This window comes from Streptomyces sp. NPDC048353 (assembly GCF_055587165.1).
The window spans coordinates 224847-247349 of record NZ_JBVJGU010000009.1 but is presented as its reverse complement, the minus strand read 5'-3'; the positions used below and the strand labels follow the sequence as shown (position 1 = coordinate 247349).

Annotated in this window: 21 protein-coding genes; 17 read left to right on the top strand and 4 right to left on the bottom strand. The window is 73.9% G+C overall.

Features of this window, described 5'->3' with window-relative positions; genetic code table 11:
• Positions 1–363: 363 nt before the first annotated feature.
• The 7 genes from ACZ6RC_RS29025 to ACZ6RC_RS28995 all read left to right on the top strand — a co-directional run bounded on the left by ACZ6RC_RS29025 (position 364) and on the right by ACZ6RC_RS28995 (position 8118).
• A complete protein-coding gene (locus ACZ6RC_RS29025; RefSeq protein ID WP_469588690.1) occupies positions 364–1344 on the top strand; it encodes a glutathione S-transferase C-terminal domain-containing protein in 981 nt (326 codons plus the stop codon).
• A 162-nt stretch (positions 1345–1506) separates the two neighbouring features.
• Positions 1507–2907, top strand: coding sequence for a S1 family peptidase (locus ACZ6RC_RS29020; RefSeq protein ID WP_469588687.1), 1401 nt, complete (start codon positions 1507–1509; stop codon positions 2905–2907).
• A gap of 152 nt (positions 2908–3059) precedes the next feature.
• A complete protein-coding gene (locus tag ACZ6RC_RS29015; RefSeq protein ID WP_469588683.1) occupies positions 3060–4079 on the top strand; it encodes a hypothetical protein in 1020 nt (339 codons plus the stop codon).
• 139 nt (positions 4080–4218) lie between these two features.
• Complete coding sequence (locus ACZ6RC_RS29010) at positions 4219–6054, top strand: hypothetical protein (protein ID WP_469588680.1); 1836 nt, start codon at positions 4219–4221, stop codon at positions 6052–6054.
• Between the two features lie 23 nt (positions 6055–6077).
• Positions 6078–6209, top strand: a complete 132-nt coding sequence (locus ACZ6RC_RS29005; RefSeq protein WP_469588677.1) for a hypothetical protein — start codon at positions 6078–6080, stop codon at positions 6207–6209.
• Between the two features lie 311 nt (positions 6210–6520).
• Positions 6521–7114, top strand: a complete 594-nt coding sequence (locus tag ACZ6RC_RS29000) for a helix-turn-helix domain-containing protein (protein WP_469588673.1) — start codon at positions 6521–6523, stop codon at positions 7112–7114.
• Positions 7115–7206: 92 nt separating this feature from the next.
• Positions 7207–8118, top strand: a complete 912-nt coding sequence (locus ACZ6RC_RS28995) for a class I SAM-dependent methyltransferase (RefSeq protein WP_469588670.1) — start codon at positions 7207–7209, stop codon at positions 8116–8118.
• A gap of 61 nt (positions 8119–8179) precedes the next feature.
• Here ACZ6RC_RS28995 and ACZ6RC_RS28990 read toward each other — a convergent pair whose 3' ends face one another.
• From ACZ6RC_RS28990 to ACZ6RC_RS28975, 4 genes are all read right to left on the bottom strand, one after another.
• Positions 8180–9343 carry an oxygenase MpaB family protein gene (locus ACZ6RC_RS28990; protein ID WP_391136478.1) on the bottom strand — a complete coding sequence of 388 codons (1164 nt, stop codon included), beginning with the start codon at positions 9341–9343 and terminating at the stop codon, positions 8180–8182.
• Between the two features lie 68 nt (positions 9344–9411).
• Positions 9412–10464, bottom strand: coding sequence for a polyprenyl synthetase family protein (locus ACZ6RC_RS28985; RefSeq protein WP_469588667.1), 1053 nt, complete (start codon positions 10462–10464; stop codon positions 9412–9414).
• The gene (locus ACZ6RC_RS28980) at positions 10457–10762 is read right to left on the bottom strand and encodes a polyprenyl synthetase (RefSeq protein ID WP_469588664.1); all 306 of its coding nucleotides are present in this window, start codon (positions 10760–10762) and stop codon (positions 10457–10459) included. The genes ACZ6RC_RS28985 and ACZ6RC_RS28980 overlap by 8 nt, the downstream gene beginning before the upstream one ends.
• A gap of 200 nt (positions 10763–10962) precedes the next feature.
• Positions 10963–11346 (bottom strand): hypothetical protein, encoded by a 384-nt coding sequence (locus ACZ6RC_RS28975; RefSeq protein WP_391136469.1) that lies wholly within the window; start codon positions 11344–11346, stop codon positions 10963–10965.
• 322 nt (positions 11347–11668) lie between these two features.
• Here ACZ6RC_RS28975 and ACZ6RC_RS28970 point away from each other — a divergent pair, with 322 nt between their 5' ends.
• From ACZ6RC_RS28970 to ACZ6RC_RS28925, 10 genes are all read left to right on the top strand, one after another.
• On the top strand, positions 11669–13381 hold the full coding sequence (locus ACZ6RC_RS28970; RefSeq protein WP_469588662.1) for a hydrogenase maturation protein: 1713 nt from the start codon (positions 11669–11671) through the stop codon (positions 13379–13381).
• A 57-nt stretch (positions 13382–13438) separates the two neighbouring features.
• Entirely contained in the window at positions 13439–14521 is a 1083-nt protein-coding gene (locus tag ACZ6RC_RS28965; protein ID WP_391136463.1) for an NADH-quinone oxidoreductase subunit B family protein, read from the top strand.
• Between the two features lie 98 nt (positions 14522–14619).
• On the top strand, positions 14620–16404 hold the full coding sequence (locus ACZ6RC_RS28960; RefSeq protein ID WP_391136460.1) for a nickel-dependent hydrogenase large subunit: 1785 nt from the start codon (positions 14620–14622) through the stop codon (positions 16402–16404).
• Positions 16401–16964, top strand: a complete 564-nt coding sequence (locus ACZ6RC_RS28955) for a hypothetical protein (protein WP_391136457.1) — start codon at positions 16401–16403, stop codon at positions 16962–16964. The genes ACZ6RC_RS28960 and ACZ6RC_RS28955 overlap by 4 nt, the downstream gene beginning before the upstream one ends.
• The gene (locus ACZ6RC_RS28950; protein WP_469588658.1) at positions 16961–17629 is read left to right on the top strand and encodes a DUF5947 family protein; all 669 of its coding nucleotides are present in this window, start codon (positions 16961–16963) and stop codon (positions 17627–17629) included. The genes ACZ6RC_RS28955 and ACZ6RC_RS28950 overlap by 4 nt, the downstream gene beginning before the upstream one ends.
• Complete coding sequence (locus tag ACZ6RC_RS28945; protein WP_391136451.1) at positions 17626–18264, top strand: DUF6084 family protein; 639 nt, start codon at positions 17626–17628, stop codon at positions 18262–18264. The genes ACZ6RC_RS28950 and ACZ6RC_RS28945 overlap by 4 nt, the downstream gene beginning before the upstream one ends.
• Entirely contained in the window at positions 18261–19658 is a 1398-nt protein-coding gene (locus ACZ6RC_RS28940; protein WP_469588652.1) for a hypothetical protein, read from the top strand. The genes ACZ6RC_RS28945 and ACZ6RC_RS28940 overlap by 4 nt, the downstream gene beginning before the upstream one ends.
• A 68-nt stretch (positions 19659–19726) precedes the next feature.
• Positions 19727–20269 carry a hydrogenase maturation protease gene (locus ACZ6RC_RS28935; RefSeq protein ID WP_453619179.1) on the top strand — a complete coding sequence of 181 codons (543 nt, stop codon included), beginning with the start codon at positions 19727–19729 and terminating at the stop codon, positions 20267–20269.
• A gap of 18 nt (positions 20270–20287) precedes the next feature.
• On the top strand, positions 20288–20431 hold the full coding sequence (locus tag ACZ6RC_RS28930; protein WP_469588649.1) for a DUF6893 family small protein: 144 nt from the start codon (positions 20288–20290) through the stop codon (positions 20429–20431).
• 142 nt (positions 20432–20573) lie between these two features.
• Positions 20574–22436 carry an NPCBM/NEW2 domain-containing protein gene (locus ACZ6RC_RS28925; RefSeq protein ID WP_469588645.1) on the top strand — a complete coding sequence of 621 codons (1863 nt, stop codon included), beginning with the start codon at positions 20574–20576 and terminating at the stop codon, positions 22434–22436.
• Positions 22437–22503: the final 67 nt, after the last annotated feature.

Here is a 22503-nt window from a genome sequence, read left to right as displayed (position 1 = left end):
CAGCATGTGAGACGGCAAAGGGGATGTCCGGAGGCCCTCTTGACGCGCCGGGGCCGTCGTCCGACACTCCGAAGCAGTATCCCTGGCGAATAGGTAGGAAATGATGGGGCGTCCGGAGCCGGCCACCGACCGAGCGATCCGCTCGGGTCGGCCGTCGCTCCCGCCGGCTCCCCCCGCGACCCCGCTTCTGACCTCCCGCCGCCACATCGATCTGCTGCGTGTCTGCAGCGCGGCGAGCCCTTCGGGCTGAGCCGGCGGGGACGGGCGTACGCCGCCCGTCCTCCCCGCGCGGGCGTACACCGCCCGTCCTCCGTCGCCCAGATCATCCCTGAGCACCAGTCACCGGACCCGGGAGTCAGACTCATGTCCGCCACGCCCCTGACAGCCGTGCCGTCCTTCCCCTCCCCGCCCTCCTTCCGGGGCAGGATCGGCTGCGACGCCCGCAGCGGTCACTACGCCGCGCCGCGCCGTTACCGCCTCCACCTCTCCCTGTCCTGCCCCCACTGTCTCCGCATCGCCGTCACCCACAGCCTGCTGGGGCTCGACGGCGAACTGCCCGTGACGCTGCTGCCCGCCGTCCCCGACGGAGCGGACGGCGAACACTCCGCACTACGCCCGCTGTACGAGGCGAGCGCCCACCACTACCCCGGCGCGGCCACGGCCCCGGTGCTCGGCGACGACTGGACGGGCCGGATCGTCAGCACCCACACCCCCGACATCCTGCGCGATCTGGCCCGGCGCTTCGGCGACCTCGGACCCGACCGCCCCGTCCTCTACCCCCCGGGCGCGGAGGCCGAGACACGGGCCCTGGACCAACTCTGCGAACAGGGCGTCAAGGCAGCCGCCCAGCGCGCCGGAGAACCCGGCACCGACCCGGACGCGCGGGGGAGGGCCGTCGCCCGTCTGCTGCGCACGCTGGGCGCGCTGGAGCGCCGGCTCGCCTGCCGGCCCTACGCGCTCGGCGAGGAACTCACGGCCGTCGACGTGCAGTTGTGGGTCACACTGGTCGGTCTGGACACCGTCCACCGCTGGCACCTGGACGCCGCCGCCGTCCACCGCATCGCCGATCACCCGCACCTTTGGTCCTACGCCCGCCGCCTCTCCGCCCACCCGGCCTTCGGCCGCCACCTCGACCTCGACGGCATCGCCCGCCGCCACCACGCCCACTGCCGCGGTCTCGAAGGCGCCGGAGCGGCGGTCCAGATCCTCGACTGGCAGACGCACGCCACGCCCGCCACATCCACGGCACACACCACTCCCGCCACTCCCGCGACAGGCGGGACGGACGGGACGGCGACGCCGCGGACGCGTGCGACGGAGCGCCCGGACCCCCGCCCCAGCTGACGCCGGGAAGCCCGCCCGGCGCTCCGTGCCGTCAAGGCCCTCCCGGCAGTTCCTCGTGGAGGTGATGAACGGATCTCTTCCGCCGCCCGTATGAAAGGCCGGACGCGTCCCCCGGTCGCCCTCGCGGCGACCTCAGTCCGGAACCATGCTGGAGGCGAAGAGTTGAGTCACAGGCGAATACCCAAGCGGAAGGCCATACTCGCGGGCGCCGGGGCGGTGGGCATCGTCGCCGCGGCGATCCTGCTGCCGCAGGCCAATGCCTCGCAGGACGGCGCGGGGGAGCAGGCGGGCTCGCCGAGAAAGATGAGCGCCGCTTCGGCCACGGAACTCCTGCAGCGGCTGGGCAAGCAGCTCGGCGACTCCTACGGCGGCGCCTACTACGACGCGGGCAGGCAGCAGCTCGTCGTCAATGTCGTGGGCGACGGCGACAAGGTCGACGCCGAGGTCCGGAAGGCCGGCGCCGTCGCGCGCCGCGTCGAGAACAGCCTCCCGGCCCTCGCCTCCGCGATGGACTCCCTGCGCGCCAAGGCGACCGTCCCCGGCACCGCCTGGGCCGTCGACCCGCGCACGAACCAGGTGATCGTCACCGCCGACCGTACGGTCACGGGGGAGCGGTGGGACGAGGTCGAGGGCGCGGTCCGCGCGCTGGGCGACGGCGTCGCCCGCATCCAGAAGTCCAAGGGCGAGTTCAAGCCCTTCATCGAGGGCGGCGACGCCATCTTCGGCGGCGGCTCGCGCTGCTCGCTCGGCTTCAACGTCACCACCCAGGACGGCCGGCCCGGCTTCCTCACGGCCGGTCACTGCGGCGTCGCCGTCGAGCAGTGGGCGGAACAGCAGAACGGCGACCCGATCGGGACCGTGCAGGAAGCCGTCTTCCCCGGCGAGGGCGACTTCGCCCTGGTGACGTACGACGACCCGAACACCGACGCCCCGAGCGCCGTGGACGTGGGCGAGAACATCGTGGAGATCGCCCGGGCGTCGGAGGCGGCGGTCGGCCAGCAGGTTTTCCGCATGGGCAGCACGACCGGTCTACGGGACGGCCAGGTGACCGGCCTCGACGCCACCGTCAACTACCCGGAGGGGACGGTGTCGGGGCTCATCCAGACCAACGTCTGCGCCGAGCCCGGGGACAGCGGAGGAGCCCTGTTCACGAGGGAGGGGGACGCCATCGGCCTCACCTCCGGTGGCAGCGGCGACTGCACCTCGGGCGGCGAGACTTTCTTCCAGCCGGTGACCACTGCCCTGAGCGCCGTCGGCGCCCAGATCGGCGCGGGCGACGGCGGTGCCGGTGAAGGCGGAGCCGGGGACGGGGCTGACGGCGGTGCCGAGGAGGGCGCCGACGGTGGGGCCGAGGACGGTGCCGACGGTGGGGCCGGTGAAGGCGGTGCCGAGGACGGTGCCGACGGCGGTGCCGGTGAAGGCGGAGCCGAGGACGGTGCGGGCGACGGCGCCGGTGACGGTGGGGCCGGTCAGGGCGAAGGCGTCGGCGACGGAGGGGCCGACGACGGAGGAGCGGGACACGGTGAGGTCGGGGAAGGAGGTGACGGGAACAACGTCGGCTGACCGCGCCGGCCCGGCAGGAAGGCGGCCCCGGACATCGTCGGATGTCCGGGGCCGCCGCCGGTCGCCCCCACCCGGACGCCGAGGCGGACGGCGGCTACAGTCCCCTGGTCCCGCGTCAACGATCATCCGACCAGTACAGGGGAACCTCCCGTATGCGTCTCAGAAGCCGACTCGCCGCCCGCCTCGGCGGCATGTTCGCCGCGTCCGTTCTCGCTCTCACCGGACTCGTGGGCACCGCCGCGCCCGCACAGGCCGCGCTGACGGGCCCGTTCGACTACCAGGTGACCCCGAAGGCGGGCCCGTACCGGGACATCCCCGGGACGGAGGTGACGTTCACGGCGGGGGCCGGGGAGCGCTCGTACCTGTGGTCGCGCAACGTCGTCATAGCGAACGTCTCCCCACTCGGCGAGGGGGACTGGCTCGGCACCACCCTCTCCATCCGCTGCGCGTACGCCGGTGGCACCCCGGAGACCGACCCGCTGCCCGCGGGGGTGGAGGCGGGCGCCTACTGGGCGGCGAACTTCCTGCCGCCGGACGAGACCTCGCAGTCCCCGACCGTGCGATGGGTGTTCGTCGCGCCCGAGCAGGCCACGTACACCTGCCGTCTGTCGGTCACGAGTTATTCCACCATCGTCAACCAGGGCCGCGTGGTGACCATGCGGGTCGGCGCCGGAGCGGAACTCGCCCGCGCCTCCTACCCGTACGCGGCGCGCTGGACGCTCCCGCAGGAGAGCGAGCGGGTGGTCGGACCCGGCAGCACCGCGACCACCCTCGGCTACACGGTCACGCCCACCGGCGCCGACCGGATCGCCGTCGTGCAGGACGCCAACCTGACCACTTGCAAGGCCGGCTCACCCATCTGCCCGGGCGGCACCTCCGCCTTCGACGGCACCCACGTGCAGACGTGGATCGAGGCGCAGCCGCAGAACCCGGACGGCGCCCGCTGCGGCGCCCCGAGGACTAGCCCGGCCGCCACCTGGCGCGTCTCCGACGCCAAGCACCACCAGTCGGCGCCCCACACGCTCTACCTCACCACCGCCGATCTCGGCGGCTGCTCCCAGCTCCGGGTGTCCCTGAAGGTCAGGCACACCTGGGGCAACCCGGTCGTGATCCACGCCGGGCACGTCAGCGGGCACATCGCCCGCACCCACGGCCTGGCCTTCACCTACTGAGACGCGACCGACGCAACCGCCCCGCCCGGCGCGCACCCGCAGCCCACTCCGGCGCACGGGGCGCGGGAGCGTGTGCCGGGCGGCGCCCCCGGTCACCCGTCCGAGGTGACCGGGGCACCGCCCCCTCGTTGGGCAGGGCATGCAGTCGTACGACACCTCCCACCGCACCGCCATATCCGCCGCGGTCTTCGCGCCCACCCGCCCCCCGAGGAACGTCGCCGAAGCGGCCCTTGTCGAGCACTATCCGCGGCTCGTCCGGCTCGCCCATCTGATCCTCCCGCCCGCACTCGGCCGGCATCGCCGAGTGCGCGCCGCGCACGCCCTGGTGCAGAAGTCCCTCTCGGGAGCAGCCCGTTCACGCCAGGGGCCGACGCTCCCCGCCCAGCGCGACGAGGAGGATCCGGCGCTCTCCTGGCTGCGCGAGCGGGTGGTGTCCGGCGCGTTGCGCGCCGCCGGGCGCCCCTCGCGCCTCCCCTCCCGGCCCCTGCTTCCCCTGGTCCTCGGGCTGCGCCTCTTCCCCGCGGCCGGCGACGACGGCGAACTCGCCCTGGAGCGCGAGCTGGCGGCCGTCTCCCCGGAGATCCGCGCCGCCTTCGGGCTGCGCGTCCTGGAAGGGCTCCCCGCCCGGACCGCCGCCGGACTGCTGACCACCGCGGGGGCGAGCGACCCGGCCGCCGCCCTCCGGGCCGCCGAACGCCTCGCCGATACGGCGGGCGCCGCCGCGTCGCTTCTCCAGGGAGCCGAGTTCGACGCCTGCACCGTCCAGACCCGCCCCACCGACCTGTTGCGCCGCCGGCACCGGCGACAACTCGCCGCCTGCGTGGCCGCGTTGCTGCTCACCGCCGCCGCGACCGCCGTGCTCACGTCCCGCCCCGAGGACGCCGCGCGCGAGAGCACCGCCCCGGCCTCCCTCGCCCTCGCGGTCGACCCCGCCCGCCTCGTGCGCGCCCCCGGGCAGCTGTGGGCCGACACCGCACGCGTCGACCTCACCGTCTGGCCCGCCCGTGGCGCGCGGACCGGCGACACGGCCCTGCTGTCCCGCGCCCTCGACGCCTGGGCCCGGGCGGCGCTCCCGCGCGCCGCCGGCGACCGGGCCGCCCCGCGACTCACCCACACGCCCGGAACCCCCCTCGCCCCGCCCACGGCCCCCGCCCAGTTGCTCTTCGCCGGGACGGTCGACGACGCGGCCGTCGTGCTCCTCCACGACGGCCGCCGTCTCGTCCGCTACGCCGAGCCGCTCACCGGAGGCGGCACCGCCCTTGTCGACCTGGCCCTGGCCGACGACACCGGCGTCACGGCCGGCGCGGCCGTCGTCGTGGGCCGGACACCCGGCAAGGCCCGCTACCTCCTCGCGCCCTGGATCGACCACAGCGCCGTACGGGACCTCCGCGGGCCCACCGGCCCGGGCGCGCCGCTGGCCGTCGACGGGGACGGCGTCACCGACCCCGTCGCCCACGTGCCGGGGGACTGCGCCCGTGTCCCCGTGCTGGACCTGCGCTCCTCCCGGCGGATCGTCGAGGACCACTCCTTCCTCCTCGCCGACCTCGGGGAGCTCGTCCCCGCCCATCTGACCTGGACCCCGCCGCCCGGCTCCGGGACGCTCGCCCGCCAGCCGCGCGAGGCCACTTCCGCCGCCGGTCTCGCTGCCTGGGCCCGCTCGGCCTGCGCGCTGCCGGGCCTGAGGGGGGCGGGCGTACGCGCCGTGAACCGCTGGGAGTTCGCCGTCAGCCCCTCCCGGGGAACGCCGGCCGGGCCACGTGGACGTGCACCCGCGCGGAGGACTGGGCGGGCCGCGCCCGCGTGGCGGTGGCCCTGGAGGCACCCACCGGAACCACCCGGCCGGTGCCGGGACCGACGCCCTCGCCACCGGACACCGCCGCCTGCGGCCGGTTCGGCCAGCACCTGCTCGCCGGTACGTACTGGACGGCTCCGTCGGGAACCCGCTACTACCTCGCGGCCGGCAGCCGCCGCCTGACCGCGGTCACTGCCCGGGGCGCCGTGTCCGCCACCGGACGGGGGCCGTGGCTGGTGGTGCCCACCACCGCGGACGGCCCGGTCCGGCTGACGGGCCGGCTCGCCGACGACGGCGAACTCCGCGGCTGGGGCGAGCCGGAGCCCCGGCCGCGGTGAGCCGGAGGACCTCGCGGCCGACGTACCCCGCCGGCCGTCCCCCGTACCCCACCGGCCGGCCCCCGTACGCCGTCGGCTGACGGGCCGTCGGCCCGGCCGGCCCGTACGGTGGCCGGCACCTCCGTCGGAACGGACCGGGTGCGGTCGCGCGCGTGGCCCCGCGTTCCTTCGCACGCACGCGGGGCCACCGGCGGCCCACCGCCCGCCGGAGCGGACCCCTGCCCGGCGGACCGCCTCCGGACGCTCGGGCGGCCCGGCCCGGCCACGCCCCGCGCATGCGCGCCTTGCCGGCGCGGCATACGGTGCTGCTCATGACGCAAGAGGACGGCGAGCTGGACAGCCTGGTACGCACCCGCATCCGTGCCCTGCGCATGGCGCAGGGCTGGTCCCTGGAGGAGCTGGCGTCCCGGGCCAGGCTCAGCCAGTCCACGCTCAGCCGGATCGAGAACGGGCGGCGCCGACTGGCCCTGGACCAGCTCGTGACCCTCGCGCGTGCCCTGGACACCTCACTGGACCAGCTCGTCGAGACGGCCACCGACGATGTCGTCTCCCACCCGATGATCGACGCCGCCCGCGGGTCGAAGCGCTGGCCCATCAAGGCGGAGCCCGGTATGACCGTCGTACGGCAGCGCGTGACCGACCCGCCGCCCGACAACCCGTCCCGCATGCGCGCCCACCCCGGCCGCGAATGGCTGGTCGTCCTCTCCGGCACCGCGATCCTGCTCCTGGGCAACCGGCGCATCAGGGTGGAGACCGACCAGGCGGCGGAGTTCCCCACGATGCTCCCGCACGCGATCGGCGCCGAAGGCGGACCCTGCGACGTCCTCGGCATCTTCGACCGCGACGCCCGCCGTGGCCACCAGGGCGGCGACGGCAACGGGAAGCCGAACCGTCCGACGAGCTGACGGCTTGCGCGTCCGGCAAGGAATCGGATCATCGTCTTGCGCGTTCCGCCACCCCATGGGTTCCCCGGCGGGCGGCCGCCTAGCGTGACGGCATGACCCCTCCCTCGTCGCACGCCGCGCACCCCGCCCCCTCGGCCCACGGCTCCGGCCACGGCCCGGCACACCACCACCCCGACACCGACACCGACCGCGGCCAGGACCACGACCAGACGGAGATCCTCGACCTGGACGCGGAGGTGCTCGCCGCGCACACCGCGTCCCTCATCGCCGAACTGCCCGTACACACCGGCCCCCGCCACATCGTCGACCTGGGCAGCGGGACCGGCGCCGGCGCGCTCGCCCTCCTCGCGCACTTCCCCGGGGCGGAGCTGACCGCCGTCGACTCCTCGGCCGTCCACCTGGACCGCCTGCGCGAGAAGGCGGCCGCCGCCGGGGCGGCCGAGCGGCTGCGCCTCGTCCGGGCCGACCTCGACGCGGCCGTGTGGCCCGACCTCGGCACACCGGAACTCGTCTGGGCGTCGGCCTCCCTGCACCACATGGCCGCACCCGACGACACCCTGCGCCGGGTCCACGGCCTGCTGGCGCCCGGCGGGCTGTTCGCCGTCGTCGAACTCGCCGGCTTCCCCCGCTTCCTGCCCGAGAACGCCCCCGAGGACGCTCCCGGCCTCGAGGAGCGTTGCCACGCCGCCCTCGACCGCCACCACGCCGAACGCCTTCCCCACCGGGGCGCCGACTGGGGAGCCGCGCTGGCCCGGGCCGGTTTCACCGTCGAGCAGGAGCGTGTCCTCCGCGTGGACCTCGGCCCGTCCGCCGCGGACACGGTCGGCCGCTACGCCCTCGCCGGCCTGCGACGCATGCGCGGGGGCGTCGCCGACGCCCTGACGGCCGAGGACCTGGCCGCCTACGACCGGCTGCTCGACACCGAAGGACCGCACAGCCTCCTGCGCCGCGACGATCTGCGGGTGCGCACCGAGCGCACGGTGTGGGCCGCCCGGCGCCCCTGAGACCGCCGCCCCGGGTCGCCGTCCCCGAGCGTGTTCCGGACCGCCGTGCTCCGGAGCGCCGTCAGCGGGGGACGGTGGCGGCGGGCGGAGCCCACCGGTGGGTGCGGGGCACCGCGCCGGAGACGCCGAAGTCCTTCTTGAGCTGTTCGGGAATGGCGTAGTGCATGACCCGCCCCCGGGTGAGGGACGACAGTTCGAGGACGGTGGTGAGATGGCCGAGGCGGTCCAGCGCCCAGGCTCCGAGGGGGGAGCGGTCCTCGATGGTCTCCAGGACGCCGAGGAGGTGGGGCACGGCCTTGACGACGGTGTCCCAGGGTGTGCGGGCCACGTCGAGCCAGTCGGCACACGTGTCCCCGACGAGGTGGCGGATGAGCGCGGAGACGATCGGATCGAAGAAGGTCCCGGGCACCACCTCCTCGTAGAGGTCGACGAGTTGCCGCGTCAGGTGCGCCCCCTCCTCGGACGGCCCCATGTGCCGGACCATGTACCGATCGAGGAACGAGCGGGCGTCCTCCAGGGTCGTGGGCACGGCGTCCTGGTCGACACCGAGCATGGCGCCGACCACCCGCCAGGCGTAGTAGTACGCCTCCGCGCCCTCCGTCGACATGTGGATGCCCAGGCGGTGCAGGCTGTCCAGGACCAGCAGGGAGAAGAACATCTGCCCGCCGATCATGTCCTCCTGACAGATCGGCGTCCCGAGCCGCGCGGTGTCCCAGCGGTTCTCCCGGATGAGGTGGTGGCGGATGGCCGCGTGCAGCAGGCGGACCTTCTGGGCGGCGGGGATGAAGCGGCTGCCCGCCTCGAAGGCGCCGGGCTGCATCAGATAGACGGTGAACTGCCCGGTCTCCGCCATCCGCTTGGAGGGGTACTGCAGCCCGTGCGTGGTCGACAGCAGCTTCGCCACGTGCGGGACGACGTAGCACGCGGGCATGGAGGCGAAGGACAACGCGGTGGAGATGTGCACGTTGTTGTCGATGAAGAACAGCCGTGCCCTCTCCATCTCCCCCCAGTCGACCCAGGCCGGCGGGAGGCTGGTGGCGTGGAGGTACTCCCGGGCGACCTCGGGCAGTCCGTCCGGCAGGGGAGCGCCGGCGGTGGAGACGAAGCGCATCAGGGTGTTGAACGCGCCGACCTCCCCGCGCTCGAAGAGGGCGGCGACGGTCGCGTCGGCGAGTTCGTCACCGTCCTGCCGCAGGGCGTCCATCGAGGCCTCGGTACGGGTCATGGCAGGGGCTCCTTCTGATGTGACAGACAGTCAAAGCAGGCATGTAGGCGGGCCGGTGGCCGGGCCGTTCAGGACAGCCGGACCGCCGCCGCCTGCGCCAGCGCGGAGAGGGCGGCCGTGGCGTGCGCGGGCGCGTTCATGGCGTGCAACGCGCTCAGGGCCTCCTCGACCCGAACGGCGATCATGACTTCGATACGGCCCGGGGCCTTCAGCCGGCGCATCAGCGCGCGGACCGCCTCCAGACCGTCCGCGTCCAGCTCCCGACGGCCGAGGAGGGCGCGCAACCGCTCCCGCTCCTCGCCGTCGGCGGTGCGCCAGGTCTCCGCCAGCAGCGCCGTGGGCCGGTGACCGCGCAGGTCGTCGGCGTTGTCCTTGCCGGTGCGTTCGGGATCCCCGAACAGGCCGAGCAGGTCGTCCCGCAGCTGGAACGCCTCGCCGAGGGGCAGCCCGAACGCGGAGTATCCCGCGCGCAGCCGCTCACCGGCGCCGGCCAGGGCGCCACCGATCAACAGGGGCTGCTCGACGGTGTACTTCGCGGTCTTGTACCGGATCACCTTCAGCGATGCCGTGGTGTCCGGGTCGGCGCCCGTCCGCAGGATCTCCAGGCACTCGCCGGCGATCAGCTCCCGGGCCAGGACCGACCACAGCGGGCGGGCCCGGGCCAGATACGCGGCGGGCAGACCGCTGGTGGCGAACAGCTGGCCTGCCAGCGACATCAGCAGGTTCCCGACCAGCATCGCCAGCGAGCGGGCGGCGGCGCCGGCGCGCGGGTTGCGGGGGACGGCGTCGCGCAGGGCGATGTGCGCCGTGGGCCGGCCGTGCCGCAGCGGACTGTCGTCGATCAGGTCGTCGTGGACCACTGCCGCGGCGTGCACCAGCTCGATCGAGGCGGCCGCCCGCAGCAGCGCGTCGCTGTCCGGCTGTCCCGCCGCACGCCATCCCCAGTAACAGAAGGCGGCCCGCAGTCGTTTGCCCTCCGTGACCGCGGCCTCCAGCTGCTCGGCCACCGGGTTCAAAGCCCCGTCGACGGCGGCCAGTTGCTCCGCTTCACGGGCGACGAAGTCGTGCAGCACGTCGTCGACGCGGTTCTTGAAGGCGGCCGCCTCCCACCGCTCAGACATCGTCGGCGGCCTGCCACGCCGGGGCCGCGGCGGCGGCCCGGCGGGCCAGGGCGTGCCGGGCGAGGACCTCCAGATGGGCCGGGGGCGCGGACGCGAACCGGTCGAGGACCAGGCGGCCCCGTGCGACGAGATCGTGTTCGGCCTCCGCGGCAAGCTCCGCGGCGTCCGAGCGGCGCAGCAGCCCCCGGACCGTGCCGAGGGCCGTGCCGAGCGTGCTCACCGCCAGATCGGCCAGTCCGGCCGCCAGCAACACCGCCTGCTCGTCCAAACCCGCGCGTCGGCCCGTTCCCTGTGTCATCCCGTTCCCCCAGCACCGCATGCGTCAAGGCGGCGCCGGTCGGCCGCCGTGCCCCCAGGATCGGCGTCAGCGGGGAGGCGGAGAGGAGGAATTCACGTACGGGTGATCATGTCGCTCGCGCGTACGGCCCGCCGGTGGCACCACCCGTACGAGCGGCCGCCGCGGACCGCCCGTACGGACCATCGGAGGGGGTGCCGGCCTCAGCCGGGGCGGGGGCCGGAGGCGTCGTCGTCGTCGGCGTCCACACCGGTGAACGCGGAGTCCTTCTTCGTACCGGAGGGGCGCTGCGACCGGCCCTTGCGGCCCGTGTCGTGCATGCCCTTCTCCGAGCCGCCCCGCTTCTCGCCGCGCGCGGTGTCGCTGTGGACGGTGTCGCCGGGAACGTCCTGGGTCTCCTCCTCGGAGGCCTTCCGGCCCTTGCCGCGCGAGGGCGCGTGCTTCTCGGGGTGGAAGGAACGCGCGGCGCTCGGGTTGTCCTGCTGCCGGGTCTCGTCGACGTCGGGGGACCAGCCGTGCTGCCCGGCCATGCCGTCGCGCTTCGACCCGCCGCGCGAGGGCCCGGATGACTTCGGTTTCTCGGCCATCGACCGACCTGCCTGTCCATGCGGGAGGTACGCCTGCGCATACCCGTAGGTATCCGATTTTTCCACGGGCCGTACCCCACGGCACGTCGACGGCCCCCCGTCCCTCGCCGGCACCGCCCGTACCGTCCCGCCCACACCGGCGGCGGGCGGCCTCCCCGTCCGGCGGGGCGCCCCCGCCAATCGGTCGGACGGATGCCTCGAACGGGTGAGGCCCGGCTGCGTCGCCCTCGTCCGAGGCTCCCGGTGCCCGAGGATCGCTGGCGGTCGGGTGCCCCACCGTCCCTCGGGGCCGTCACGGCCGCCGCCACCCGGAAGGGCCGCCATGCGCGTTCTGCTCGTCGCCAGCAGCTTCAACAGCCTCACCCAGCGTGTCCTGGTCGAGCTGCGCGACCGCGGGCACACCGTCCCCGTGGAGGTCACGCCGGACGGCCCCGCCGTGCGCGACGCCGTCGCCCGCCACGCCCCCGACCTGGTCGTCGCCCCGATGCTGAAGGCCGTCGTGCCCCGGGACGTGTGGACGGCGCACCGCTGCCTGATCGTGCACCCGGGCCCGGTGGGGGACCGCGGCCCGTCCTCCCTGGACCGGGCGGTCCAGGACGGCGCGGCCGAGTGGGGCGTCACCGTCCTCCAGGCCGACGAGGAGATGGACGCCGGCGACGTCTGGGCATCCGCCGCCTTCCGCGTCCCCGAGGTGGGCAAGAGCGATCTGTACCGCAACGAACTGTCCGACGCCGCCGTCTCCGCCGTGCTCCTCGCCGTCGACCGGGTCGCGGCCGGGGCCGTACCGCGTCCGCAGAGCGGCGCGGTCCGGGCGCGTCCCGTGCTCCGCCAGGAACAGCGCCGGATCGTGTGGGAGGAGGACACCACCGCGACCGTGCTGCGGATCCTGCGGGCCGCCGACTCCCAGCCCGGCGTCCGTGACGTGCTGCTCGGCGCCGAGTGGTTCCTGCACGGCGGCCACGCCGAGGACCGTCTGCGCGGCCGGCCCGGCGAACTGCTCGCCATCCGGGCGGGCGCGGTCTGCCGGGCCACGGCCGACGGCGCGGTGTGGATCCCCGAGCTCCGGGCCCGCACCGGCGCCGGCCGGCCGCGCGCCTGCAAGCTCCCCGCCACCCTGGCCCTCGGGGACCGGCTGCCGGAGCTCCCCGACCTCACGGAGCCCGCGACGCTCCCGGAGCCCGGCCGTCCGGCCGAGCGGAGCTGGTCCGACATCCGGTACCGGGAGGAGGGCCCCGTCGGCGTCCTGTCCTTCGCGTTCCCCGGCGGGGCGATGAGCACCGACCAGTGCCGCCGGCTCCTCGACGCCTACCGGACGGCCCGCACCCGCCCCACCTCCGTCCTCGTCCTCGGCGGGCAGCGCGACTTCTTCTCCAACGGCATCCACCTCCACGTCATCGAGGCCGCCGCCGACCCGGCCGCCGAGTCCTGGGCCAACATCAACGCCATGAACGACCTGGTCGAGGCGGTCCTCACCACCACCGACCGGCTGGTCGTCAGCGCGATCGGCGGCAACGCAGCCGCCGGCGGGGTGATGCTCGCCCTCGCCGCCGACGAGGTCTGGTGCCGCTCGGGCACGGTGCTCAACCCGCACTACCGCCGCATGGGCCTGTACGGGTCGGAGTACTGGACGTACACGCTGCCCCGCAGAGTGGGCCCGGCCCTGGCCGCACGGCTCACCGACGAGGCCCGGCCCGTCTCCGCGCGGGCCTCGCTCGACATGGGCCTCGTGGACCGGGGCGTCGCGTGCCCGCCCGGGGAGTTCACCGCCGAGGTCACCCGGTTGGCCGCCCACCTGGCATCCCGTCCCGGTCTCCCGGCCCGCGTCGCGGCGAAGAAGGCCGAACACGAGCGCCGGGAAGCCCACACCCCCCTTGCGTCCTACCGCGAGCGGGAACTCTCCCGCATGCGGGCGATCTTCGACGATCCCGCCGCGCCCTACCACGCACTGCGCCGGGCCTTCGCCCGGAAGGAGGCTCCGCGCACGCCGTCCCCGGACGGCCCAGGTGCGGGCGCGGGCCTCCCGGCCGACTGTTAAGCAAGACGTGGGCCCGCGACAGGCGGCCCCGCCCCATCCCTCCTCAGGAGGCGACTCATGAGTGCAGCAACGCCGGCCCCGGTCGAGGAACAGGGCGCCGCTCCGGGCAGCGAAGAGAAACCGATCCACATCCTCTGGATCAACGCGGGTCTGAGCTGCGACGGCGACTCGGTGGCCCTGACGGCCGCCATGCAGCCCAGCATCGAGGAGATCGCCCTGGCCGGGCTGCCGGGACTCCCCAGGATCGCGGTCCACTGGCCGCTGATCGACTTCGAGTGCGGCCCGGTCGGCGGCGCGGACACCTTCATCGAGTGGTTCTTCAAGGGCGAACGGGGCGAGATCGACCCGTTCGTGCTCGTCGTCGAGGGGTCGATCCCGAACGAGGCCATCAAGCAGGAGGGGTACTGGTGCGGCTTCGGCGACAACCCGGAGACCGGTCAGCCCATCACCACCAGCGAGTGGATCGACCGACTGGCGCCCAAGGCGCTCGCGGTGGTCGCCATCGGCACCTGCGCCACCTACGGCGGCATCCACGCGATGGCCGGCAACCCGACCGGCGCCATGGGCGTACCGGACTACCTCGGCTGGGACTGGAAGTCGCACGCCGGCATCCCGATCGTGTGCGTCCCCGGCTGTCCCATCCAGCCGGACAACTTCGCGGAGACCCTGACCTACCTGCTCTACCAGGCCGTCGGCTCCGCGCCGATGATCCCGCTGGACGACAAGCTCCGCCCCACCTGGCTGTTCGGGGCGACCGTCCACGAGGGCTGCGACCGGGCCGGCTACTACGAGCAGGGCCAGTTCGCCACGACGTACGACTCGCCCAAGTGCCTGGTCAAGCTGGGCTGCTGGGGGCCGGTCGTCAAGTGCAACGTCCCCAAGCGCGGCTGGATGAACGGCATCGGCGGCTGCCCCAATGTCGGCGGCATCTGCATCGCCTGCACCATGCCCGGCTTCCCGGACAAGTTCATGCCGTTCATGGACGAGCCTCCCGGCGGCAAGGTCTCCAGCACCGCCAGCGGAGTGTACGGCTCCGTCATCCGCCGCCTGCGGACCATCACGGCCAGGACCGTGGACAAGGAGCCGAAGTGGCGGCACACCGGCGAGCGCATCACCACCGGCTACCGGCCGCCCTGGTAGCCGTCACGGCCCCGCCCACCAACGCACCACCCCGCACACCCCCCATCCACACCGCTGTTCGCGCGATCGAAGAGCTCACGAAGGGCATCACGACGACCATGGCATCTCCGGCGAAGACGACGGGTGACGGCTCCGGCCTTGTGGAGATGGCGTGGGACCCCATCACCCGGATCGTGGGCAGTCTCGGCATCCACACCAAGATCGATTTCAAGCAGAAGCGCGTCGCGGAGTGCTACAGCACGTCCTCCGTCTTCCGCGGCTACAGCGTTTTCATGCGGGGCAAGGACCCCCGCGACGCGCACTTCATCACCAGCCGCATCTGCGGCATCTGCGGCGACAACCACGCCACCTGCTCCGTGTACGCGCAGAACATGGCGTACGGCGTGAAGCCCCCGCACCTCGCCGAGTGGATCATCAACCTCGGCGAGTCGGCGGAGTACATGTTCGACCACAACATCTTCCAGGAGAACCTGGTAGGGGTCGACTACTGCGAGAAGATGGTCCGCGAGACCAACCCCGGGGTCCTGGAGCTCGCCGAGCGCACCGAGGCCCCGCACGCCGCCGACCACGGCTACCGCACCATCGCCGACATCATGCGCTCCCTCAACCCCCTCGAGGGCGAGTTCTACCGCGAGGCGCTCCAGGTCAGCCGCTACACCCGCGAGATGTTCTGCCTGATGGAGGGACGGCACGTCCACCCCTCCACGCTCTACCCGGGCGGTGTCGGCACCATCGCGTCGGTGCAGCTCTTCACCGACTACATGAGCCGTCTCATGCGCTACGTGGAGTTCATGAAGCGGGTCGTCCCCCTCCACGACGACCTCTTCGACTTCTTCTACGAAGCGCTGCCCGGCTACGAGGAGGTCGGCCGCCGCCGGGTGCTGCTCGGCTGCTGGGGCGCGCTCAACGACCCCGAGCACTGCGACTTCACCTACGCCAATATGACCGACTGGGGCCGGCGGATGTTCGTCACCCCCGGCGTCGTCGTCGACGGCAAGCTCGTGACCAACGACCTCACCGAGATCAACCTCGGCATCCGCATCCTGCTCGGCAGCTCGTACTACGAGGACTGGCAGGGCCAGGAGCAGTTCGTCACCCACGACCCGCTCGGCAACCCCGTCGACCCGCGCCACCCGTGGAACCAGCACACCATCCCGGCCCCGCAGAAGCGGAACTTCGACGACAAGTACAGCTGGGTGATGTCCCCGCGCTGGTTCGACGGCAAGGACCACCTGGCCCTGGACACCGGCGGCGGCCCCATCGCCCGCCTCTGGTCCACCGCCCTCTCCGGCCTCGTCGACATCGGCTACGTCAAGGCCACCGGACACAGCGTCGTCATCAACCTCCCCCGCACGATGACCAAGCCGGAGACCACCTTCGAGTGGAAGATCCCGCAGTGGAGCAACGCCCTGGAGCGCAACCGCGCCCGGACCTACTTCCAGGCGTACGCGGCGGCCGTCGCCCTGCACTGCGCCGAGAAGGGGCTGGAGGAGGTCCGCGCCGGACGCACCCAGACCTGGGAGAAGTTCGAGGTCCCCGACGAGTCCATCGGCGTCGGCTTCACCGAGGCCGTCCGGGGCGTCCTCTCCCACCACATGGTCATCCGGGACGGCAAGATCGCCAACTACCACCCGTACCCGCCCACGCCGTGGAACGCCTCCACCCGGGACACCTTCGGCACCCCCGGCCCGTACGAGGACGCCGTGCAGAACACCCCGATCTTCGAGGAGAACACCCCCGAGAACTTCAAGGGCATCGACATCATGCGCGCCGTGCGCAGCTTCGACCCCTGCCTGCCGTGCGGCGTCCACATGTACACCGGCAACGGCAGGACCGTGAAGCAGATGCACGTCCCCACCGGCCTGAGCGGGCTGGCCGGATGAGCGCGACCACCGCCGAAGAGGCGGGCCGACGGGTCGAGGAGGTCCTGGACCGCCTCGCGCGGACCGGCGACGCCGACGCCTGCGCGGCGGCCGAGGACGTCGTGCGCGTCCTCATGGAGTTCTACGGCAGCGGGCTCGCCCGCGTCGTCGACCTCCTGGGCCGTCCCGCCGCCCGTCCGCCCGCCGACCCGCTCCGCACGCTGGTCGCCGACGAACTCGTCGCGAGCCTCCTCAACCTGCACGGCCTGAACCCCGAGTCCGTGCAGGACCGCATCGACCGGGCCCTCTCCGGACTGCCGCAGCCCGTGGAGAACACCGGCTTCGACGCGGCGACCGGAGTGCTGCGGCTGCGCCCGGCCGCCTCGTCCGGCGGCTGCGGGTGCTCCGGCACCCAGGAGTCCGTCCGCCAGGCGGCCGTGGACGCCCTCGCCTGCTTCGCCCCCGAGGTGACCGGCGTCGAGCTGGAGCCCGCCGCCCCGCGCGAACCGGCGCTGCTCCAGATCGGCACCCGCCCGCCGCTCACCGGCGCGGACGGCCGCTCCCCGGCCACGGCCTCGTGACCGGCTCCGCGACCGGCGCCTTGACCGGCCGGATCAGCGAGCCCCGGCCCACGGGCCTGCGCCGGTTCACCACCCCGCGCCCGCCCGTTGAGGAACGCTGCGAACTGTGCGGGGTGCCGCTCGCCGGCGAACGGCACCGCCACCTCGTCGACATCGACCGGCGGGCCATGGTCTGCGCGTGCGGCCCGTGCTCGCAGCTCATGGACCGATCCGGCACCGACCGGGGACGCTTCCGGGCGGTCCCCGACCGTCACCTGAGCGACCCGGAACACCGGATCGACGACCGGGCGTGGGAGTCCCTGCGCATCCCCGTCTCGGTCGCGTTCTTCTTCCGCAACTCCGCCCTCGACCGGCCCGTGGCGCTCTACCCGAGCCCCGCCGGAGCCACCGAGAGCGAACTGGAGGAAGAGTCCTGGCGGCGCGTCCTCGACGCCACCCGGCTCGCCGCGCTGCTCGAACCCGACGTGGAGGCCCTGCTGCTGCGCCGCCACGACGGCCGCACCGAATGCTTCCTCGTGCCCATCGACCTCTGCTACGAACTGGTGGGCCGCATGCGACTGCTCTGGCAGGGCTTCGACGGCGGGGCGGAGGCGCGGGCCGACCTCGACGCCCTCTTCACCCACGTACGCGGCCTGGCACGCGCACCGCGGGAAGGCCGGCCGTGACCGAGTTCTCCTTCGGCTGCACCGACGTCCGCGCCGACCCGTACGCGGCCGGCCCCACGCTCGTCTTCCGACTCCGGATCACCGCCTCCGGCGGGGCCCGCGTCCACGCCCTCGCCCTGCGCTGCCAGATCCGCATCGAACCCGCCCGGCGGGGCTACGACGACACCGAGGCCGCCGCCCTCGGCGACCTCTTCGGCGAACGCTCCCGCTGGGGCAGCAGCCTCAACCCGGTTCAGTTCGCCCAGGTCTCCGTGATGGTCCCCGGCTTCACCGGGGAGATCGAGACCGACCTCGTCGTGCCGTGCACCTACGACACAGACATCGCCGCGTCCCGCTACCTCCGGTCGCTCTCCGACGGCGACGTCCCCCTCCTCCTGCTCTTCTCCGGCACCGCCTTCACCGGCGCAGGCGGCTTCCAGGTCGAGCCCGTGCCCTGGGACAAGGAGGTCTCCCACCGGATGCCGGTGAAGACCTGGCGGGAGATGATCGACCAGCACTTCCCCGGCTGCGGCTGGCTCCGGCTCCCGGCCGACACCATGGACGCCCTGCTCGCCTACCGGTCACGGCGGGCCCTGCCGTCCTGGCAGGCGACCGTCGAGACCCTGCTCGAAGAGGCGGGGGAGAGGACACCATGACGACCGTCGCCTTCAACCCCGGCACCGAGGCACGGTTCGCCGTCGCCCGGCACGTCGCCGACGCCGTCCTCTTCGAGGGGTACGTGCTCTACCCGTACCGCGCGTCGGCCGCGAAGAACCGGCTCCGCTGGCAGTTCGGCGTCCTGGTGCCGCCGACGTGGAGCGCCGCCGCCGAGGAGCACGACTTCCAGCACACCGAGTGCCTGATGGAGCCCAGGACCGGCGCCGAACTCGCCGTGGAGGTCCGCTTCCTGCGCGCGCAACGACGCACCGTCGAGGAGCTCCGCCCGGACGGCACCTTCGCCCCCACCGGCGAACTCCGGCTCCCCGACCGGGTCCTGGTCGCCTGGGACGAAGGCGTCGAGGAACGGGTCGCCCTCGTCGTCCCCGTCGGCGAACTCGCGGGCGACGGCACCTCCCTGCCCTTCACCCGCCCGGCCGCCGAAGAGGTGGAAGAGGTCACCGACACCGACGGACGCGTCATCGGCCGGATGCTGCGCCGCCGCGAGGAGATCAGCGGCACCCTGCGGATCTCGGCAGCCGACCTCGACGGCCCGTACCGCGTCCAGCGCCTGACGGTCACGGTGGAGAACACCAGCACCTGGACCGCCGAGCCGGGCGCCGACCGGCACGCGGCGCTGCCGTACTCCCTGGTTGCCACGCACACGCTGCTCCGCCTCGACGGAGGATCGTTCCTGTCCATGACCGATCCGCCGGAGTGGGCCAAGGGCGCCGTCGCCGCCTGCCGCAACCTCCACACCTGGCCCGTCCTGGCCGGCGAGCCGGGCCGCGGCGACCTGATGCTCTCCTCCCCGATCATCCTCGACGACCACCCGGCCATCGCCCCGGAGAGCCCTGGCGCCCTCTACGACGCCACCGAGATCGACGAGATCCTCGCCCTGCGCACCGCGGCCCTCACGGACGAGGAGAAGCGCGAGGCCCGGGGCACCGACGCCCGCGCCGCCGCCGTCATCGACCTCGCGGACACCATGCCGCCCGAGGTCCTGGAGCGCCTGCACGGAGCGGTACGGAGCCTGCGCGAGGTCACCGGCGCGCGGGAGCCGGCCCCGGACCTCCTCCGGCCGGACACGCCCTGGTGGGACCCGGGCGGCGACACCGGCGTCGATCCGGGCCGCGACCACGTCCTCGTCGACGGCCGCCCCGTCCGCGCCGGCAGCCGGGTCCTGCTGCGCCCCCGGCTGCACCGCAGCGACGCCCAGGACCTGTTCCTCGACGGCCGCGCCGCCCTCGTCGAGGCCGTCCTGCACGATGTCGACGGCGGGGTCCACATCGCCGTGACCGTGGAGGACGACCCCGGCGCCGACATCCGCCGCGAACAGGGCCGCTTCCTCTACTTCCAGCCCGACGAGGTCGCCACCCCGGAGGACCGGTGACCGGCCCCGAGGCGGGTGCGGGCGGCGGGCGCGCGGCCGGTGCTTCCGCGCCCGGGGCCGCGGCGCCCGTGACCGGAGTCGCCCCGGAGGCCGCCGCCGCGCCCGGCCCGGCCCGCACGCTCGTGGCCGGGGTCGGCAACATCTTCCTCGGCGACGACGGATTCGGCGTCGAGACCGTACGGCGCCTCGGTCGCGAGGAACTCCCCCCTCTCGTCGACGTGGCCGACGTCGGCATCCGCGGCGTCCACCTCGCCTACCAGCTCCTCGACGGCTGGGACACCCTCGTCCTCATCGACGTCACCGCCCGCGGCGGCGAACCGGGAACGCTGTACCTGATCGACGCCTCGGCGCCCGAGGACCGCGGCGCCGACCCGCACCCCGCACCGCTCGACGGCCACCGGATGACACCCGACGCCGTCCTGGCCCTGCTCGACACGCTGTGCGCGGGGACCGGGGCGGCGCCGCCGCGGCGGATCCTCGTCGTCGGCTGCGAACCGGCCTGCCTCGACGAAGGCATCGGGCTCAGCCCGAGCGTCGCCGCCGCGGTACCCGAGGCGGTCCGCATGGTGACCGAACTGGTCCGCCAGGAAGCCGCTGTCCGAAGCCTCTGAAGCCCCCAGGGAGAGACCGTGACCAAGCACAGGCACAAGCACACGAACAAGAGCGTCGTCGGCACCGCCGCCGCCGTGGGCACGGCCGCACTGGCGGTCGTCGCCGTCGTCAGGGGAGTCCTGCCCGACGTCCGGCGCTACCTGCGCATCAGCAGGATGTGACACCCCGAGGCCGCTCGCCCGGACCCGATGCGGCGACAGGGGAGCGCCGTCCGGAACCGGCCGTGTTGCGATTCCGCCAAGACCGCCCGCCACTCCGGCGCTCTGTGCCAAGGTGCGTGCCTTCGGGACAGAAGGAGGGGCTTTGCCGGGAATCTCGTACGAAAAGAGGTCCGCCGCGACACGGGGCGGACGGGGTGGGTCGACGACGACCCGGAGGCTGCTCGTCCTCGGTCTGCTCATGGCCCTCGCGGCCTGCTCGCCGGGCAACGGAGCCGACGGCGACGGGACATCGGGCGACAAGCCCGCGTCCGCCACGGCCTCGGCGTCGGCGTCCGCCGTGTCCGGGACCGTCGCGGCGGACGGGTTGACGCTGAAGGGCCCGCGCGGGCTCGGTGTCCGGGTGGCCGGCGGAGCGCTGCCCGTCGGCATGCGCGTGGCCGTCGCCGAGGCGTCGGGCGCGCCCGTGGAGCAGTTGGGCGCGCTCGCCCGCTCCGCACCGGTGTGGGACGTGCACGCGGACGCGCCGCCGTCCGGGGACGTGACGCTGACGATGCCGTACGACCCGTCGGCGGTGCCCGAGGGGGCCACGGCGCGGGTCGTCACGTACGACCCGGAGACGAAGCGGTGGTACCCGGTCGAGACCGAGGCCGACGCACAGGCGCGGGTCCTGACGGCGACCCTGGAGGGCTTCTCCTGGAAGACCTGGATCGTCGACCGCGCCGACGACGTGGCCGGCGCGGCCTCCTGGGCCGAGTACCAGGCGGGACGGCTGTTCGGGACCCGCGCAGCCAAGCCGGACTGCTCGGGTCGGCCGAAGGTCCCCGGGTGGGTCAAGGACGTGACGACCGTGCCCGACGACAACTCGCAGATCTTCGCCTGCGGCTACGGCCGGGACGACCAGCTGGTGCTGGAGATCGCCAATAACCGCGGCTATCCGGTGTCGGTCGTCTTCGACCGCCCGTACGCCGACATGCGGTCCTCGATGTGGACGGACGGGGTCTCCGGCGTCTTCCAGCGGTTCGGGGCGGTCCGCGCCGGCAACCGTGTCCCGCTGATCAGCGGCGGCTCGGCGACCGTCGTCTTCGACCGGCCCGCGCGGCAGGCCGGTGTCATCCAGGGGTGGGCCCGGCGCGACACCGCGGCCCTCGCCGCGTGGATGACGACGGAGGTGTTCCTCGCCGCGGGCGGTGACATTCCGCTGGGCGGCGGCAAGAGCCTGGGCCTCGCCCACGTGGACTGCCTCGGCAAGACGTCCTCGTCGGTGTGGGCGGCCGCCGACCGCACGGCGAACGCCGACGCGAGCGGCACCGTGGCCGAACTCTCCGGTCTGCGCGAGTGCCTGGCCCAGTCGCTGGAGACCGGCGTCAAGGCCTGGGGCGTGGACCCGGCACGGGCCATCCACCAGTCCGCCGACAGCCTGCGGCTGCCACAGGACCAGCTGGGGGCCGTGAAGGCGCTCCGCTACCTGTACTTCCTCGGCGTGGCCGAATGGTCCCTGCAGGCCGGTGACCTCCTCGTGAATGACGCCACCCCCGAGGCCGGACTCGTGGACCTCTCCGTGCGGTGGCGCCACGATGCCGTGCTGAACAGCATGCCGCTGTTCGATCTCACGCCGACCGACCGCGACGGCGGCTCCTCCGGGCAGCACATCGACGCCGTCCTGGCGGGCGACGCCTTTCCCCGGTCCACCGGGGCCTGGGTCGGCTGCGAGGGCGAACCGGCGGGGGTGACCTACGCGTTGAACGGCCGGTTCTCGGCGCTCATCGCGAAGGCCGGGCTCCAGCCGCACACGCCGGACGACATCACGGCCGAGATGGTGGTCGTGGCCGACGGGAAGACCCGGACCACGGTCCGGGTCACCAAGGCCGGCACGGCGAGCATCGAGATCGACCTGACCGGAGTGGAGACCCTGCGGCTGACCGCCGAGAAGGTCGAGGGCACGTGCGGGGCGTCGGGGACTCCGTACGGTGCCTGGGGCGACGCGGTCCTGCTCGCGGCCCGCTGACCCCACCACCCGGGGCCGCCGCCCCGCCGTCCGGCCGGAAGAGCCGAACGGAGCGTCGCCGCCGACA